We start from the raw sequence: 18,308 nt of genomic DNA, 5'->3' as shown, positions 1-18,308 counted from the left end.
TTACGAATCAAATTTAGTCGTTATGCTGTAAGTTAAAGAGCTGAACTTAAAAACAGATTAAATTGAACTCATGAGAAAAGTGAATATAAGTAACGAAGTGGACAAAAAGAGATTTTAAAATATGGAAATATAATTAAATCAAAATATTAAAAATGAAAAACTGAACAACATTTAAACAAATACTCTTCACAGAAAATAAATCATACAATTATTTCTAAATCCACAAAATGCTATGGTAAATTTCCTATGGTTTAAACACGGTCGTTATTTAGGGAAGCGATCACAATGTATCGCTCGTTTTTCACACAAGTCATCTATCAATTTATAGATCTACAGCTTGTACAGTAATCGGTTGCTTTGATTTTGAAATAAATCGTTCAGTCAAAATATTGACGCTGAATACAATTAGAAAAGCCACAATAAAAGAACCTAATACATCAAAAGGAAAATGAACTCCCATATAAATCCTTGACCATCCTACAACCAAACTTACAAATAATCCGAAAACACCAATTTGACGATACTCAGACATCAGAAATGAAAATGCGATAATTGCAACAGTGAGTGTATGTTGGCTAGGCATAGACGAACTGGAACTGTGGTGAATCAAGGTGTGCCCTAGTCCAAGATCGAAAGGTCTAGGATGATCCTAGACAGTATCGTGGACAACCGATCCCTCTAAATTCTTGAAATATTTCTGTTCAAAGGCTTCTAGACTTAACCAGCCATTTGCAGAATGCCTTCTGATTCGATTGTAGTAAACTTCAATATACTCAAACAAGATAGCATTTGCCTCTTTTCTCGTAGAAAATACACTGCCATGTACTACATGCCCCTTCAGGGTATGGAAGAAGCTTTCGGTCACTGCATTGTCCCAACAGTTTCCTCGTCTAGACATGCTTTGAATACAGTTATTCGTCAATAATAGCGCCCTAAAATCACGACTACAGTACTGACTACCTTGATCCGAATGCACCATGACACCCGTTGGATAACCCTGACGAGCCATTGCATAATTAAACGCATCACACACCAATTGGCGGTCTATTCGATGGCTGGTTTGCCAACCCACAATACGACGGCTGAATAGATCTAGCATCACACATAAATACAGCCAGCCTTCTTTAGTTCGGATATAGGTAATATCCGTTGTCCAAACTTTATTAGGCTGAGTAACTGTAAATTGGCGATCCAACAAATTTGATGCTGTAGACAAACGATGGTTTGAATCAGTCGTATGCTTGTATTTACGTGCAATCCTACTACGTAAACCAAGCTTTTTTAGCATCCTTCCAACGGTACGTTCGCTCATGCGATAACCTAAATCACGCATGTCATGTACCAATGACGGTGCACCCAAGCGCGCATGATGCTGCCAATATACAACTTTTAAATCATTGTATTTCTGCGCTGTATTGGTCTGGCGTTTTCGCCAGGCATAATAGCCTGAAGTGCTGACATCTAGGCATTTACAGACAGAAGACACAGTGACTTCATTTATATCCATATCTTGAATTACCGTGTACTTTTCTTGGCATGATCTGTCAGAAAGTACACATGCGCTTTTTTTAAGATGTCATTGGCTTCCTTGAGCTGTTTGACTTCTTTTTCTAATTCCAAGATCCGCTGTTGTTCAGGAGAAAGTTGACGTTTGCTTGAACCTACTGGATTGGCTTCACGAATCCATTTATCTAAGGTTGAATAACCCACACCTAATTTATGGGCGATTGCAGCTATAGGCTCGTGGGAGTTTGAAAGTGCATGATCAATTGCTTGCTGTTTAAATTCCGGACTAAAACGTTTAGCCATTTCTTGGATCTCCAAAGATTGAAGTTACGTTATCTTTAGAGGGACATGCTGTCCATTATTTTGGCTAGGATCAGGATGATGATAAAATGCGTGTAATAACTTCACAACAAATGAAGATAGAACGACCATTACTACGGTTTTAAAATACTGAAATTGATATTTTTTATCCTTAAATAGCAATAAAACCGTTAGAAAAATCAGAAAAGTCCCTATCAGATTATATGATGAGAACATAGCGACTTTCGCAAAAAATGAGTTTTCTGTAGCACCAGAATTAATCCAGTTAAATATACGAATATTGATCTCTTCAATAGACATTGCCTATCAATCCATAAGGGCTTTATGCGAGATAGACTAAAAACACGAACTTAAACCAAAATTAAGTCTTATCAAATAGATGAAAATAGAAGCTACGCCCACCCTAGACACAATTAACAGAATTAAAGACGCTCTAATTAGTTAACACCTGAACGCTGCTAAATAGCATTTAAAAAAATCTCAACGGGTGTGCGGCATCAATACCGTCCGAAATGTATAGATTAAATATTTGTGGTAGTATTGCGCGCAATTGGAAATCTCTTAATCAAGCTAGAAGAGTTTCGTTCTTTGATGCTCACTCTCAATGTATCCCAATATTTAGTCATAGTGTCTGTTCGATCAGATCAATCGGTTGCGCTTTGCCTAAAAATGTTTGGACATACATCAGTGATGAATTCTTACTTTAAGTTTATTTCCCACTATTTGTCATAAATAGTCCATTTTCCAATCCGCTCCATCATTTCATTAGGTTGTTTAACACTGAATAAAGGCATGATTTTTTATGAATATTGAAAAAACTCAGACACCACGAATCAGTGTTGCCCCGATGATGGATTGGACCACAAAAGACTATCGTTTCTTTGCCCGTTTATTTAATCCCAATGTCGTGTTGTATACCGAAATGGTCACTACAGGCGCGATTATTTACGGTGGTGCTAATCGCCATCTCGATTTCAATCAGCAAGAGCATCCAATTGTGCTACAACTTGGCGGCTCAAATCCACAAGAGCTTGCTACCTGCACCAAAATGGCCGAAGACTGGGGTTATAACGAAGTTAATCTGAATGTCGGCTGTCCAAGTGATCGCGTGCAAAACAATAAAATTGGGGCTTGCTTAATGGCTGAACCCAATTTAGTTGCAGAATGTATTCATAGTATGCAAAAAGCAGTATCGATTCCTGTAACTGTAAAGCATCGTATCGGGATTGATGACATGCAATCTTACGAAGAAATGCTGCATTTTGTTGATACGGTGGCATCAACAGGCTGCACACATTTTATTGTACATGCACGTATTGCGATCTTGCAGGGCTTATCGCCGAAAGAGAATCGCGAAGTTCCACCATTACGCTATGAAGATGTCTATCGTTTAAAGCAAGAACGCCCACATCTAACCATTGAGATTAATGGCGGTATCAAGACCTTTGAAGAAACACAACAACATTTACAGCATGTTGATGGAGTCATGATTGGTCGTGAGGCATATCATAATCCGTACTTATTGGCGGAGATGGGTGACCTTTGGAATTTGGAAGCACCTAATCGTTTTGAGATCATGCAGCACATGATGCCTTATATTCATCAACGCGTTGCTGAAGGTGCTCCACTTTCGATTATCACTCGCCATATTCTAGGTTTATTTCAAAATCTACCAGGCGCACGTAAATGGCGTCAGGCTCTCAGTGGTGGAAATGCCAAAACGATTGCTGACATTGAAAATGCAATCATCAATATCCAAACAGCGATGCAACGTACTGAAGATTACGTTCGAGAACATCAAAGTTAATTTGATGTTCTACGCATAACTTTTGCACATCGGAATATAGCGTAATCCGAAATTTTCATAAACGGGCTTTGCATAACAACTAGAATTCACAGTAATTTTTGAATGTTGCTGAGAAAGTTTATCTTCTAAAAACATCCAAAGCTGACGACCTATTCCTTGCTGTTGTGAATCCTGCTTAACAAAGAAATGAATCAAATGAGAAGGTTGTTTATAAGCAATCACACCAATAATGGATAACTCTTTCTCGAAAACAAAATATTCAATGCTTTGCATTTCAAGTAATTTCTTAATCATATCCTGACTAAATTTTGCTTCACCCTCTGCATTCAGTGCAAAATCTTTTATATATGGCTGAATTAATTCTACTATTTGCTTGATATCTGTTGCTTGTGCTGGACGTATCACTTGTTATTCTTTCCATTTTTCACTTTAATAAACAATAGTTTATTATTTTTTAAATCACAAAGCTTTGTTTCTTTGAATCAGCGCTTGCGTATATTTTTCAATCAAAAAAGAAATATAATCTTACAAATCATTTTATTCAAACTAATTAACAACTAAATTCATGATAATAAAAAAGATTCTTTATGTGATTTTTACGCTAAGTTCCTCACAACACCCTCGAAAAGTTACATTATTACATTGCAAATAAGTTTTTTTAAGATTTATCGCTTAATATCTGCGAGCCACGGAATTTGGCGACCGTTTTAAAGTTGTTTTAGGATTGGTTGAGATTGAACTATGATTTATGATGCACCCTCATTAGATTCGATGATGCATGCACAGACTCAAAATGCAGTCATTATGCTCAGAGAAACTCCCGCAGATATTACACCGCCATACGCATTATCCAAGAATTCGCAGCAAATTAACTTACAGAAGTTTTCAGATAAACTTTCTCGTGTTTCCTCATTTCATAGTTCAGCAAAGTGTGCCAAATCAATTCGTATCGCATTACAAACAGCGGGCGCGAAAATTGCACAACATCCTATAGCAGCCTCAGATTGGGGTGGAACGCTACAAAAGATTGGCTATAAGCAAATAGACCCTGCTTTTGATAACCCAATGCCAGGTGATATTTATATTATTCATCGCACCAAAAAACATGTGTATGGTCATATTGCTGGTTTTACAGGCTCACAATGGGTTTCTGATTTTAAGCAGACTAGCTATGACGTTTATAAAGACAAAAACGTCACTTATACTTATTACCGCCTTGGTTAATAAAAGACTGAATCAAAGCCTAAACGAACATTATGTTTTAGGCTTTTTAGCATCTAATTTTTTCAGCACTTCAGCCACCGCCACCATCGCAAAGCTTGAAGTCACCACCACCGCAGAACCATAGCCGCCACAGCGCAGACCCGCACTTGGACAAACATCTGCACTGGAAAATGGGTTATCGATCGAATACACGCAAGTGATTCCGAATTTCTCTTTTGGTTTTTTACAAATCCCTTTTGAACGCAGTTGCGTGCGTAACTTTGCCAACATTGGATCTTGTTCGGTCTTGGACAAATCTGCCACGCGAATCTTCAGTGGATCGAGTTTTCCTCCTGCACCACCCGAAACAATTAACGGGATTTTGTTAAAACGACAATGCAGCATTAAGGCAAGTTTGGCTTTGACGTCATCAATGCAATCCAGAACAATGCTGGGTACTGGATTTAAAATCTCTTTGACATTATCAGGCGTCAGATAGTCATCAATCACATTCACTTTCATGCGTGGATTGATCTGGCGACAACGCTCCGCCATCACTTCGATTTTTTCTTGTCCGAGTGTCGAACTCATCGCAGGTAATTGACGGTTAATATTCGATGCTGCTACCACATCCATATCGACCAAAGTCAACTCACCGATCCCTGTACGTGCCAGTGCCTCAACCGCCCAACTGCCAACGCCACCAATTCCAATCACCATGACATGACTTTGTTCATAATGCGAAAATGCATTTTCTCCATAAATTTTGGCAACACCAGCAAAACGGCGCTCATATTCATCATTTACAGGAACATCGGTCATCACAGTCGTGGTCTATCTTTTAAATCAAAGCACTATTTTACCGTGTTTAACTGGTTTTAGGTTAACCCGCTGAAACTTTACTTGAAGGTTGATCTCGGCGAATTAAAATCACCAACAAGATAAAAACGATCAGACTCATGCATAGAGCCAACAGGTTTGCATTGATCCATCCGAGACTACTCAAAATCGGTGCAGGTAAAAATGCCCCTAAGGTCGCAAACAAAGCAATTCCTGTTTCATTGATGCCTTGGACACGATGTTTTTGCTGCTCGTTAAGACCTGCTAACAAGGTTGATGCACCTGAATAAGCAAAATTCCAGCCCACGCCCAACACGATCAAGGCAGCATTAATATAGATGCCGACCTGTCCAAACATTGGAATTAAAGACGATAACATCAACAAAGCAAAACCAACATAAATCGTGGTATGCGTTCCCCAGCGTTGAATCAGTTTCGACACAAAGAAGGATGGGATAAACATTGCCAGCACATGTAACTGAATCGAGATCGAAGCATAATGAAATGAGTGATGCTCCTTGAGGTGCAAGGAGGACATAATCATCATGACATTCATAATATAGTAGGCAAATGCTCCGCTGATCACCGCAGCAATAATCAAAGTACTTGGCAGTTTGCTACGCTGGGTTGGTTCAATTAGCACCTGCTGTCTTTGCTGGCGTTGAAATTTTTTGTTCCATAGATACAAAGTCGGAGATAGTAACAAAGCCAAGACACTAAAGATGAAATAGATCGCAGTGAAATCGGGTAAACCTGCTACCTGCTGAAATTGAATTGCCAACATGGGTGCAATAATTGCTGCAATCACACCGCCCGAAATGACCATCGCGGTGGCTTTCGGAATTAAATCTGTTGCTAGCCGATCAGAAGCAGCAAAGCGATAAAAATTCGCAGTTGAGATAAATAAACCCAGTGAAAAATGACTGAGGCATAATAAATAAAACTGTTGCTGCTGTAGGGCCAAATAACCGAGAACACCGGCCAAGAACAGGCAGACGCAACCAAATTGAAATACCACATGCCGCCCGAGCTTTTTCATTAGAAAAGAAAAAATAAAGGTGGTCAGTAACATCGCTAAAAACTGCAAACCATACGGAACCGTAGCCAAAGCCTGTGTTGGCGCTAATTTCAATCCCACAATTGCAGCTACAGTAACAGACAGAACAGCAGCAATTAAGTTAAATGCCTGCGCAGCCAAAAGGTAATAAACATAGCGTGGTAACTGATTCAAAGCCTTTATCCAATTTAATCGGGCTTGACTACCTTAACGCTGAATGCTTGAAATTCAAACAAAAAAAAATGAAAGACCAGCTTTCATCTTTGATTTAAGAGTGTGTTTCGTTATGCAGCAATCAGATTGCGTAATACATAATGCAAGATACCGCCTGCTTTAAAGTATTCCACCTCATTCAAGGTATCAATGCGGCATAACACTTTGAATTGGTCTTGACTGCCATCTTCTCGTACCACCTGAATATCTAGCGTTTGATGTGGTTGGATATCATCAGATAGGCCATGAATCGACAGTACTTCATGGCCAGTGAGGTTCAAGGATTGACGGGTTTGACCATCTATAAACTGCAATGGAAATACGCCCATGCCGACCAAATTAGAACGGTGAATCCGTTCAAAACTTTCAGCAATGACCGCTTTAACACCTAAGAGATTAGTCCCTTTTGCAGCCCAATCTCGTGAAGAACCTGTGCCATATTCCTTACCTGCAATAATCAGCAACGGTGTTTTCTGTTGCTGGTACAGCATGGATGCATCATAGATCGCCAGCTTTTCACCTGTTGGAATGAAAATGGTACTTCCACCCTCTTCACCACCCAGCATTTCATTCTTAATTCGGATATTGGCAAAAGTTCCGCGCATCATCACTTCATGATTACCACGTCGAGAACCATAAGAGTTGAAATCTTTCGGCTCAACCCCCTGCTGCTGTAAATAACGTCCTGCTGGGCTATCTTTTTTGATATTCCCTGCTGGAGAGATATGATCGGTGGTGACTGAGTCTCCCAACACCGCCAAGATGCGTGCCTGTTCAATATTGCGAATGGCCTTCGGAGGCTGATTAATTTCCTCAAAAAATGGCGGATGTCGAATATAAGTCGAATTATCCTGCCACGCATAAGTTTGGCTTTGTGGAATCTGGATCGCCTGCCAAGTTGCATCACCATCAAACACCGCTGCATATTCTTTATGGAACATGTCAGTATTCACTTTTTGCAGTACTTGATCAATTTCAAACTGACTTGGCCAAATATCTTTCAAATAAACATCTTGTCCATTTTGGTCTTGCCCAATCGGTTGTGTGGTTAGATCAGTTCTGATATTCCCTGCTAAACCATAAGCCACGACCAAAGGTGGAGACGCCAACCAGTTGGTTTTTACCAATGGATGGACACGTCCCTCAAAGTTACGATTGCCTGAAAGTACGGAAGCCACATTCAGATCATGACACTGAATAGCTTCTTCAATCGGTTCAGGTAAAGGCCCTGAGTTACCAATACAGGTGGTACAACCATAACCAACCAAGTTATAACCCAACTCATCCAAGTACGGCGTTAAACCTGCAGCAGCTAAATAATCAGTGACCACTTTAGAACCCGGCGCCAATGAACTTTTCACCCATGGTTTACGTTGCAGGCCTTTTTCAATGGCTTTTTTCGCCAGCAAACCTGCTGCCAGCATGACACTTGGATTCGAGGTATTGGTACAAGAGGTAATCGCGGAAATCACCACATCACCATCCTTCAATGGATACGATTTCCCATCAATGGTACAAGCAGGTTCTTCATGCGCTAAATTCGCTTTCTTGGCTTCAACAGCCGTACCTCCGCCGCCTTCATTCTCTAAACGTTCTTTGGCTTCTTTGGCTGGTTTTAAATTCAGCTCCATCAACGCATTAAACGTTTTCGGAACATCGCCCAACAAAACCCGATCTTGTGGGCGCTTTGGCCCCGCCAGACTGGCTTGTACGGTACTCATATCCAGACTCAAGGTATCGGTAAATACAGGTTCATCGCCTGCATGACGCCATAGCCCCTGTTGTTTACTATAGGCTTCAACTAAATCGATACGTTCTTGTTTACGACCAGTTAGGGCTAAATACCCCAATGTCACGTCATCAATCGGGAAGAAACCACAGGTTGCACCATATTCAGGTGCCATATTGGCAATGGTGGCACGATCTGCCAAAGGTAAATCAGCCAAACCATCGCCATAGAACTCAACAAATTTACCCACCACGCCTTTTTGACGCAGCATTTGGGTAATGGTCAGAACCAAATCGGTCGCAGTAATACCTTCATTCAACTTGCCTGTGAGTTTGAATCCAATCACTTCTGGAATCAACATGGATACAGGCTGCCCGAGCATTGCTGCTTCGGCTTCAATACCCCCCACACCCCAGCCTAAAACCCCTAGTCCATTGATCATAGTGGTATGTGAATCTGTTCCAACTAAGGTATCTGGAAAGGCAAACACCTGACCTTCATCATCACCTAACCAGACAGCTTGCGCTAAATATTCTAAATTGACTTGGTGGCAAATCCCTGTACCAGGTGGCACCACACTAAAATTATTAAAGGCAGATTGTCCCCAACGCAGGAATTGATAACGCTCACCATTCCGTTGCATTTCAATTTCAACATTCTCGGCAAACGCATTTTCATCAGCAAAATGATCGACCATCACCGAATGGTCAATCACCAAATCCACAGGAGATAAAGGATTAATCAGGTTGGGATCACCACCTGCCTGTGCCATCGCAGCACGCATCGCCGCTAGATCCACCACTGCAGGAACACCCGTAAAATCCTGCATCAGTACCCGTGCAGGACGATATTGAATTTCCTGATCAGAACTTTTGCTTTTCTGCCAATCGACCAAGGCCTGAATATGCTGCACTTTTACACTTTTTTGGTCTTCAAAACGAAGTAAATTTTCGAGTAAAACTTTTAAAGACTTTGGCAATTTATCAATATTGCCAAGTGTTTCGGTTGCTCTAGCTAAACTATAAATTTGGTAGGATGTCGAACCAACGGTGAGTGTCTGTAATGCATTAAAACTATTGATTTTGCTATATCTAGCCATTCGGTTACCCTCCCAGTATTGGCGAGTTTATTTATTATGATGTTCTTCCTTTAATGTAAGCCTGTTTAGAAAAGAGTGTGTTCCCTTTTGGTTATCTTATTTTTAACGAGATTATTTGCTTATTCTCTTAAAATTTAAGTCGCAACGCAGTCAGTGAATTTTGCCAAAGTTGTGCAGCCAGCTGTAATTCAGGCTGGTTAAGGGACTGAGCCAAACTCTCCAGCACATAAGGTAAATTCACAGGGGTATTACGGGTACGATGCTCGCTCGAAGTTTGGCAACACAACGGTGTCATATCTGGACAATCGGTTTCAATCACCAAATTTTCACTGCCAATCGCCTGCACCACTTGATGCAGTTTTTTAGCGTTCGGATTGGTGATTTGTCCTGTCACCCCAATTTTAAAGCCCAGTTTAACCAAGGCTTTGGCTTCTTCGACACCACCACTAAACGCATGGGCAATGCCACCCAATTTGAATTTTTGTGTTTTTAAAATGGCAATGGTTTCTGCATGCGCCTTACGGATATGCAATAACACAGGCTTTTGATATTGTGTTGCCAATGCCAATTGCTCACTAAAATAGTGCTGTTGCTTGGCAAACAGTTCGGGTTGTTTATGTTGTTTTAAAAAAGTATCTAAACCGATTTCACCTACAGCGACACAATCATGCTGCTGTAGGACTTGCTCAAGCCGCTGTAAATGTTCGGTTTGGTGTTGTTCGATATAAAAAGGATGTAAACCAGGGGCCAGATAAGAAGTCGGCACCTTGTCCCAAGCGTGTAATTGTTGATGGGTGTGGATCAGTTCATCGAATCGTGATTCAACAAAACCGATTAACACTAAAGCATCGACCCCAACCTGTTTTGCTTGTTCAGCCAGATGTTGCCGATCAATATCAAAATCGGCAACATCAAAATGGGTATGGGTATCGAACAGTTGCATTAACTTTGACTTGGCGTACTTGCAGCAGGGGTAGACGCTGCTGGCGTATCAATTTTTGGCAAATATTCAGGTTTTAAAACACCCTGCAATTCACTAAATGGAATAACTAAACGTGGTAAACCGACAACATAAGGACCAATCTCGTATTCGCCATATTGTAGAATTAACCCCTGCTCACCCAATAAGAAATTATCGGTGACTTGGAATGGCCAAGCCTGTTCATATTCTTTCGGGTCAGTGGCAAGTTTGGCATCTACAATCCACACTTTAAAGGCGTCATGCGCCAGTTTGTCTAAATTCGCTTTTTGCTTCGGCAATAATAAATCATGCAATTGAATCTGTTTTTGGTTCGCTAAATCAAAGTTATAGTAGCGTTGTGAGGTTGAACCATGCGCTCCACCCAAATAACTGCTGCTATTTAACACTACAGTTGCCAGCTTGCCTTTCGGTTGCAAAATTTTAGGCTTAATCATCAGACTGATCTGATGACTACTACTGAGCGCTTTTAACTCTTCATCGATTTTCACAAAGGCATTGGCATAGGCTTGTGCTTGAGTATCTAAACCTGTTTTTTGTTCAGCCGTTTTGGGTGCGGATGCTGCTGCGGTATCAGCATCAACGACATCGAGCATTTTACTCAGTTGATTAAGAATCTGTTGATCCAGTAACTGATCAATAAATGGGAAATTACTTTGTAATCGTTCAACTGTGAAATCTGGACAAGTATTGCCTTTACATTCAGGTAAATTTACCTGCAATTTCATGGTTTCACCACGCAGAATTGGCTCAGCAGTTTGCTGTACCACTGGCGGATCTGTCGGTTTATCCTGTGATTCTTTCGGCTCTGATTTCGGCTGGCAGGCAGCAAGTAAAATCGCACCTGCAAGAATGCTATATTTATAAAATGCTTTCATTTAAAACCTATCAGTATTGTTATTACACAAGATTTTTAAATGCTATCGAAATTAAAGCAAAACCGCTATAAGCGCATGCAATTTCTATACGAAACTCAAGCAAGTAGATTAAAACATTTGCTGATAAATTTCAGGTTGTAGCATCTGTTTGCTTTGTTCAGTGGTTAAATAAATATCCAACTGTGGTGCATCTTTACTGATTTCATTGGCACGATAATGCAAACCGATTCCTTCTCCATCGAAGAACCAATCTGCCTGTCCCCAATACAGTTTTTTAGGAACTTGTTTCTTCACTTCCGTACTTTGTTTTTCAATCCATTGTTGATAATGTGCTTGAATAATATTATTTAATTCATTTTGCTGATTTTTCTGTATCACATCGAGTACTGTTAGATTTTTCTGTAACTTACGATCAGCGACGAAAAAGTAAAATCTGTCTTTAACCGCAATATCTTCTTGCTGTGTATCAACGCCAATTTGCAACAACACATATTGATTACGCTGTGAAGCAATACGTGTCGTTAAGCGCAGCTCATACGCTTTATTTTTAGAATATTTATCTTGCCATTCATCTGACTTTTTCACATAAGCATTCACGGCTTGCTGTAAGGTTAAATTCTTGTTTTGCTCAATTTGTTGTTGAATCACATTGGCCTGATTTTTTGCAATCCATGTGTTAAGCCACGCATCTTGGGTTTTGATAGTTTGAATATCAACATCAATACAGTTCTTCTTTTCACAGAACGGTAAGGCATAATCGGCTTTGGCTTCTTGCATATTGAGGTATGGCAGGACTTCGGCTTTTTCAGTATGAGTTGATACTTGATTTTTGTTTTGAGCTGTATCAGTCTCATTGTTTTTAGGATGATCGCATGCCGTTAAAGCCATCATTCCAATCATTATACTGACAGCAAAAAGTGGTTTTAAAGTATTCATCTCATCATCCTTTATTTTAATCCCTCCCTTACGCTGCTACAACCGCAGCTCACCCTTTATAAAAGGGAGGAGCATCACGAATCTAAATAGTTATAGAACTCATGAAAAAGTCCCTCTTTTATAAAGATGGGTGAGGAGCGTTAAAGCTCCGCAAGGGAGATTCTAGTGTTCTCGTGTGTTACGGAACTGAATGTCTGGCCAGCGTTCTTGCATTAACTGCAAGTTTACACGGCTTGGTGCAAGATAAGTCAGATGACCGCCGCCATCTACCGATAACTGATCATGCGCTTTTTTCTTGAACTCATTGAGAATTTTTTCATCATCACAATGTACCCAACGTACCGTATGCACACTGACAGGCTCATAAATACAGTCAACTTTATATTCTTCTTTCAAACGATAAGCGACCACATCAAACTGTAACACACCGACTGCACCGACAATCAAATCATTACTAATTTGAGGCATAAATACCTGTGTTGCACCTTCTTCAGATAACTCTTTCAAACCTTTTTGCAATTGCTTAGATTTGAGCGGATCACGTAAACGAACTCGGCGGAACATTTCAGGTGCAAAGTGTGGGATACCTGTGAAATGTAATTTTTCACCACTGGTAAATGTATCGCCGATCTGAATCGTACCATGGTTATGCAAACCGATAATGTCTCCAGGCCAAGCTTCTTCCAAATGTTCACGTTCACCCGCAAGGAAGGTTAATGCATCGCTAATACGTACATCTTTACCGATACGCACATGATTCATTTTTAAGCCTTTTTCATATTTACCTGAGCAAATACGCATAAAGGCAATACGGTCACGATGTTTCGGATCCATATTGGCTTGAATTTTAAAAACAAAACCAGTGAAACCCTCTTCATTGGCATCTACTGTACGTTCTTGTGTTGGGTGTGCTTTTGGTTCTGGCGCCCAATTGATAAATGCATCAAGCACATGATCTACTGCAAAGTTTCCTAAGGCCGTACCAAAAAGTACTGGCGTTTGTTTACCTTGTAAAAATAATTCACGATCAAGTGGTTCATTGGCCATTTGAACTAACTCAAGTGATTCTTCAAAAGAAGCCCAAGCTAATTCACCCACTTTTTCACGAATATCAGCATGATCATAACCATCACGCACCTCAATGTCAGTAATCGTCGAGCCAAAACCTGCTTTATAAACATATAACTTGTTTTCAAGTAGGTTATAAACCCCTGCAAAGTCACGCCCCATACCTAGAGGCCATGTAATTGGGACACAGCGAATATTCAAAACGTTTTCAATTTCGTCAAGCAATTCTAGAGGCTCGCGAATTTCACGGTCCATCTTGTTGACGAAGGAAATGATCGGTGTGTCACGCATACGACACACTTCCATCAATTTAATGGTTCGTTCCTCAACACCTTTTGCTCCATCAATCACCATTAATGCAGAGTCAACAGCAGTCAAAGTACGATAAGTATCTTCAGAAAAGTCTTCGTGCCCAGGTGTATCAAGTAAGTTGATAGTGTGACTTTTAAAAGGGAATTGCATGACAGAAGTGGTAATCGAAATTCCACGCTCTTTTTCCATTTCCATCCAGTCAGATGTCGCAGCACGATCCGACTTACGACTTTTAACCATCCCAGCAACCTGAATAGCTTTGCCCCATAACAGAAGCTTTTCGGTCATCGTGGTTTTACCCGCATCCGGGTGGGAAATGATCGCAAAGGTACGTCGTTGGGCAACTTGTGCCGCTAATTCGTCTTTAAAACTCATGAGAAAAATCTTCAATATGTACACAGTTACGTACACATGACTCGATATGTACCATAACTGAAAAGTGAGAATTCGAAATTGGCACAATTGTAGCAGATTTAGTGAACTTGTTTATTGATTGTTGATATGTACCAAGTTATCCACACAAAGCTTTATTTGTTAACAACCGAATGGCTTTATTGCACAAAGCTATTCTTGAAGGCTTCTTCAGCAATATAATTTCCAGATGAAGAAGTCTGCACCTAAAATCTACCGTACAACCAATTGGTCTTCGTATAACCAAGCTTTAATCAAGCGAGGAAATATTTCAATCTGGTTTGATTCCAAGACCAATGGTATGCACAGCCACAAGGCAAATACGGACGAAATCAAACTTATTCCGATACAGCGATTCAATGCTGTTTAATGATCAAATCTCTATTCCGTCTTTCTTTACGCATGGTCCCAGGCTTTGCTCAAAGCCTGATTAAACGCTGTGGTTTGAATTGGACAGCACCAGATTACTCCCCCCTCTGTAGACGACAAAAGCATATTGATATTGCGATAGGCTATCAGAAAAGTCGTGATGGATTGCACCTACTCGTCGACTCTACAGGGTTAAAATTTTTAGGTGAAGGCGAATGGAAGCGTAAGAAACATCAGCCTGAATATCGTCGCCAATGGCGCAAATTTCATATTAGTATAGATGCTAACACCCTTCAAATACGAGCATTTCAGCTCACAACAAACAATGTGAGTGATTCACAGGTGCTTGGTGATTTGCTTGATCAAATTCCATTGGATGAACGAATTGATTCAGTCGATACAGATGGTGCTTATGACACAAAGCACTGCCGACAAGTCATTTTAGATTGAGATGCACATGCAGTCATTCCACCTAGGAAGAATGTAAAGCTTTGGAAAGATAAGAAATTGAGATATTTAGAGAGAGGAATGAATTATTAAAAACAGTCAAACGGCTAGGTAGGTCACTTTGGAAAAAATGGTCTGGTTATCATCATCGAAGTTTAGTGGAAACCAAAATGCATTGCATCAAATTATTAGGTGATAAATTAACAGCAAGGAGTTTTCCTAGTCAGGTGAATGAGATTTATGCACGTGTAGCAGTTTTGAATAAATTCACAGTATTTGGTCGACCACATACCCAAGTTGTGACTTGAATTTAGCTCAATTACGGTAGCATTGTCTTTCAAACCTTTGTGCAACAAAGCCTATGTACGACGACAACTTATTTGTACATAAGGCCTAGACCTAAGTTCTCTCTTCTTTTACCTCCTATCCGACAAATAGTTGACTTATCAATTGAATTCGGGATTAAGAATCATTATTATTCTCAAAATTTTTCTCATATCTGAGTGAACGATTATGTCTTTTATCAAATCACGTAAGAAATTAGTATCTTCCGCAATTGCATCTTCACTCTCCGTGATTGCAGTACCAGCCATCGCTCAAGATCAGCCAGTACAACTCCCAACGATTCATGCACAAGCACAACAAGAACAAGGTTTAAAAGTAGACCAATCATCTAATCGTAAATTCGTTGCTCCTCTTTTAGATACCCCAAAATCAGTTTCAGTTATTTCAAAACAATTGATTGCGGATACTCAAGTCACGACTTTAAGCGACGCACTTCGTACAGTTCCAGGGATCACTTTAGGTGCTGGTGAAGGTGGTAACCCAAATGGTGACCGTCCGTTTATTCGCGGGTATAACTCAGAAAGTTCAATGTATGTAGACGGTGTCCGCAACGCAACTTCTCAAAACCGCGAAATGTTTGCTGTTGAACAAGTTGAAGTCACCAAAGGTTCTGCTTCTGCTCTAGGTGGTGCTGGTACTTCAGGCGGTAGTATCAACATGATTTCTAAGGTTGCTAAAAAAGGCGATGCTTTAGAAGGTTCGATCTCAGGGGGTACAGATAATTATGCACGTATCACTTTAGACGGAAACAAAGATTTTAATAGTGGTGTCGCAGCTCGTGTGGTGGTCATGGGCCATCAAAATGAAAAAGCGGGACAACATGATGGTGCTGAATATAAACGTGCAGGTATTGCACCAAGTATTACCTTTGGTCTAGACACTGCGACTCGTGGAACATTAGGTTATTACTACCTCAAAACTAATGATGAGCCAGATTCTGGCATTCCATATCAATACGATACAATAAAGAAAGTTACTGCTGGTAAGCCAGTAGATGTCAAACAAGGCACTTACTATGGTTGGAAAGACCGTGATTTCCAAAAACAAGAAAACCAGATAGGTACTTTTAAATTAGAACATGATTTAACTGATAACCTAGTGCTAAGTAATACGGCGGTCTACAGTAAATCTAAAAACGATTATTTATGGACTCAACCTGATGATAGCCAAGGTAATATTGTAAATGGTCAAGTTTGGCGCCGAGTCAATACAAACTTAACTAATACCGATAGCTTTACAGATCAACTCACTTTAACTGGTAAATTTAATACGGGTTCACTAAAGCACAGTTTCAACACTGGTGCAGAATACGCTAAACAGGAATCAGATAGAGGAACAAATCTTGTAACGGATCCGAACACCTCAAAAATTGGTGGTAGCGGCACAACCAATGCTTGTTCATTAATAAATTCAAACGGATGGTGTACTAGCTTAGATAATCCTAATTCAGGAAATGCATGGCTAGGAAATATAAAAGCAAATCCTAATGTGACAAATATCACATCGAAAACCCAATCAGTTTATGTTCTAGATAACATTACGATTACACCACAATGGTTACTTGATCTTGGTGTTCGTTGGGACAAATTTGAAACTGATGTGCAATATAATAAAGATTCAGGATCAGGTGCAACTCTAATCAAGGCAGGAACAAAATACAGCTCTAGCAATGATTTCTTTAATTATCAAGCTGGGCTTACATTTAAACCAGTTGAAAATGGGGCAATTTACATTAGCTATGCAACATCAGCAAACCCTGTAGGTGTTGATGCTGGTGATGGTTCAGAAGGGATTAGTGTACCTGGCCGAAATACGACTGATGAACAATCTCGCGCTATCAACAATTTGAAACCTGAAGAAGTTAAGACATATGAATTAGGAACAAAATGGGATGTTCTTAATGAAAAATTAAACCTCACAGCTGCAATTTTCCGTACTGAAAAAGAAAATACACGTGCATTAGATACCGATGGTTTCACAAGAAATATTGGAAAAACACGTGTTGATGGTATTGAGCTTGGTGTAAACGGCAACATTACTGAAAAATGGGCAGTGTCAGCTGGTTATACCTATTTAGATAGTGAAATCGTAGATGCAGGTTTTGTTAAGGATACAAGCGGTAAATACGTACCAAGTCCAACGAATGGTAACCAAATTCAAAACGTAGCAAAAAATAGTGCTACGCTTTGGACGACATATCAAGTTTTACCTGTTTTGACTTTAGGTGCTGGTGCTGTTGCAATGGATAAGGTCTATGGTGATGCAGCAAATACCAAGTGGGTTCCAGGTTATGTTCGCTATGATGCAATGGCGCGTTATAACGTAAATAAAAATGTTGATTTACAGCTTAATGTAAACAACTTATCTGATAAACGTTATTTCACTAAAGCTTATACATCACACTACGCAACTGAAGCGGAAGGTCGCAGCGCAGTATTATCAATTAACTTCAAATACTAAGACCTAAGAAGTCCATCGTTAAACGATGGACTTTAATGAAAAAATAGCCTCATGATGAGGCTATTTTTTAATCACCACATAATGGATAAACATTATAAATTGCATTGATTGACACATTCCGATAACGCTTAGAATGAAAGATTTTTACTTCCGCCCCAAAATGCTCCAAGATGCGCCCTGCTTCCATCACGGCTAAACGACTATACGAACGTTCACGATTCGAACCATACAACAATAAAATACGTGGTGCATGATTCAAGGCTTGCGCTTGTAATTTTTCTAAAGTGGGTTGATCAAGCAAATTCATATCTACATTTGGAAGAGCCAT

General features: G+C 40.0%; 13 protein-coding genes and 3 pseudogenes. 4 read left to right on the top strand and 12 right to left on the bottom strand.

Annotated features, from left to right (window positions below):
* Nucleotides 1-322 precede the first annotated feature (322 nt).
* The 3 genes and pseudogenes from O1449_RS02320 to O1449_RS02310 form a co-directional block, all read right to left on the bottom strand.
* Nucleotides 323-646: pseudogene (locus O1449_RS02320) on the bottom strand (phosphatase PAP2 family protein); the annotation flags it as partial.
* Nucleotides 647-649: 3 nt separating this feature from the next.
* Nucleotides 650-1,809, bottom strand: a protein-coding gene (locus O1449_RS02315; protein WP_269239058.1) for an IS3 family transposase whose coding sequence is annotated in 2 segments (ribosomal slippage) — nt 650-1,575 and nt 1,575-1,809 — 1,161 coding nt in all. Because the reading frame shifts where the segments join, the coding sequence is not laid out codon by codon here.
* Between the two features lie 24 nt (nt 1,810-1,833).
* Nucleotides 1,834-2,127 (bottom strand): hypothetical protein, encoded by a 294-nt coding sequence (locus O1449_RS02310; protein WP_269239057.1) that lies wholly within the window; start codon nt 2,125-2,127, stop codon nt 1,834-1,836.
* 502 nt (nt 2,128-2,629) lie between these two features.
* On the opposite strand from O1449_RS02310, the gene dusA reads away from it, so the two are divergent.
* On the top strand, nt 2,630-3,634 hold the full coding sequence (gene dusA, locus O1449_RS02305; protein ID WP_269239056.1) for a tRNA dihydrouridine(20/20a) synthase DusA: 1,005 nt from the start codon (nt 2,630-2,632) through the stop codon (nt 3,632-3,634).
* A gap of 9 nt (nt 3,635-3,643) precedes the next feature.
* Here the strand turns inward: dusA and O1449_RS02300 are convergent, their stop codons facing one another.
* On the bottom strand, nt 3,644-4,039 hold the full coding sequence (locus O1449_RS02300; RefSeq protein ID WP_269239055.1) for a GNAT family N-acetyltransferase: 396 nt from the start codon (nt 4,037-4,039) through the stop codon (nt 3,644-3,646).
* A gap of 336 nt (nt 4,040-4,375) precedes the next feature.
* Here O1449_RS02300 and O1449_RS02295 point away from each other — a divergent pair, with 336 nt between their 5' ends.
* Nucleotides 4,376-4,858: a hypothetical protein gene (locus O1449_RS02295; protein ID WP_004658972.1), complete on the top strand. Its 483-nt coding sequence runs from the start codon at nt 4,376-4,378 to the stop codon at nt 4,856-4,858.
* 30 nt (nt 4,859-4,888) lie between these two features.
* On the opposite strand, the gene O1449_RS02290 is transcribed toward O1449_RS02295, so the two are convergent.
* The 7 genes from O1449_RS02290 to O1449_RS02260 all read right to left on the bottom strand — a co-directional run bounded on the left by O1449_RS02290 (nt 4,889) and on the right by O1449_RS02260 (nt 14,323).
* Nucleotides 4,889-5,659 carry a tRNA threonylcarbamoyladenosine dehydratase gene (locus tag O1449_RS02290; protein WP_269239657.1) on the bottom strand — a complete coding sequence of 257 codons (771 nt, stop codon included), beginning with the start codon at nt 5,657-5,659 and terminating at the stop codon, nt 4,889-4,891.
* A gap of 61 nt (nt 5,660-5,720) precedes the next feature.
* Nucleotides 5,721-6,908: an MFS transporter gene (locus O1449_RS02285; protein ID WP_269239054.1), complete on the bottom strand. Its 1,188-nt coding sequence runs from the start codon at nt 6,906-6,908 to the stop codon at nt 5,721-5,723.
* Nucleotides 6,909-7,018: 110 nt separating this feature from the next.
* Complete coding sequence (gene acnA / locus O1449_RS02280) at nt 7,019-9,775, bottom strand: aconitate hydratase AcnA (RefSeq protein WP_269239053.1); 2,757 nt, start codon at nt 9,773-9,775, stop codon at nt 7,019-7,021.
* Between the two features lie 127 nt (nt 9,776-9,902).
* On the bottom strand, nt 9,903-10,718 hold the full coding sequence (locus tag O1449_RS02275; protein WP_269239052.1) for a TatD family hydrolase: 816 nt from the start codon (nt 10,716-10,718) through the stop codon (nt 9,903-9,905).
* Complete coding sequence (locus O1449_RS02270) at nt 10,718-11,632, bottom strand: RsiV family protein (protein ID WP_269239051.1); 915 nt, start codon at nt 11,630-11,632, stop codon at nt 10,718-10,720. Before O1449_RS02270 ends, O1449_RS02275 begins: the two co-directional genes overlap by 1 nt.
* Nucleotides 11,633-11,740: 108 nt before the next feature.
* Nucleotides 11,741-12,568 carry a hypothetical protein gene (locus O1449_RS02265; RefSeq protein ID WP_269239050.1) on the bottom strand — a complete coding sequence of 276 codons (828 nt, stop codon included), beginning with the start codon at nt 12,566-12,568 and terminating at the stop codon, nt 11,741-11,743.
* Nucleotides 12,569-12,730: 162 nt separating this feature from the next.
* On the bottom strand, nt 12,731-14,323 hold the full coding sequence (locus O1449_RS02260; RefSeq protein WP_005218358.1) for a peptide chain release factor 3: 1,593 nt from the start codon (nt 14,321-14,323) through the stop codon (nt 12,731-12,733).
* Between the two features lie 226 nt (nt 14,324-14,549).
* Between O1449_RS02260 and O1449_RS02255 the strand changes: the two are divergent.
* Nucleotides 14,550-15,483: pseudogene (locus O1449_RS02255) on the top strand (IS5 family transposase).
* A gap of 205 nt (nt 15,484-15,688) precedes the next feature.
* Nucleotides 15,689-17,980: a TonB-dependent receptor gene (locus O1449_RS02250; protein WP_269239049.1), complete on the top strand. Its 2,292-nt coding sequence runs from the start codon at nt 15,689-15,691 to the stop codon at nt 17,978-17,980.
* Between the two features lie 127 nt (nt 17,981-18,107).
* On the opposite strand, the pseudogene O1449_RS02245 reads toward O1449_RS02250, so the two are convergent.
* A pseudogene (locus O1449_RS02245) lies at nt 18,108-18,308 on the bottom strand (NADPH-dependent FMN reductase); the annotation flags it as partial.

Source organism: Acinetobacter sp. TR3 (assembly GCF_027105055.1).
Classification (GTDB): Bacteria; Pseudomonadota; Gammaproteobacteria; order Pseudomonadales; family Moraxellaceae; genus Acinetobacter.
This window is presented reverse-complemented; position numbering and strand designations above follow the sequence as displayed.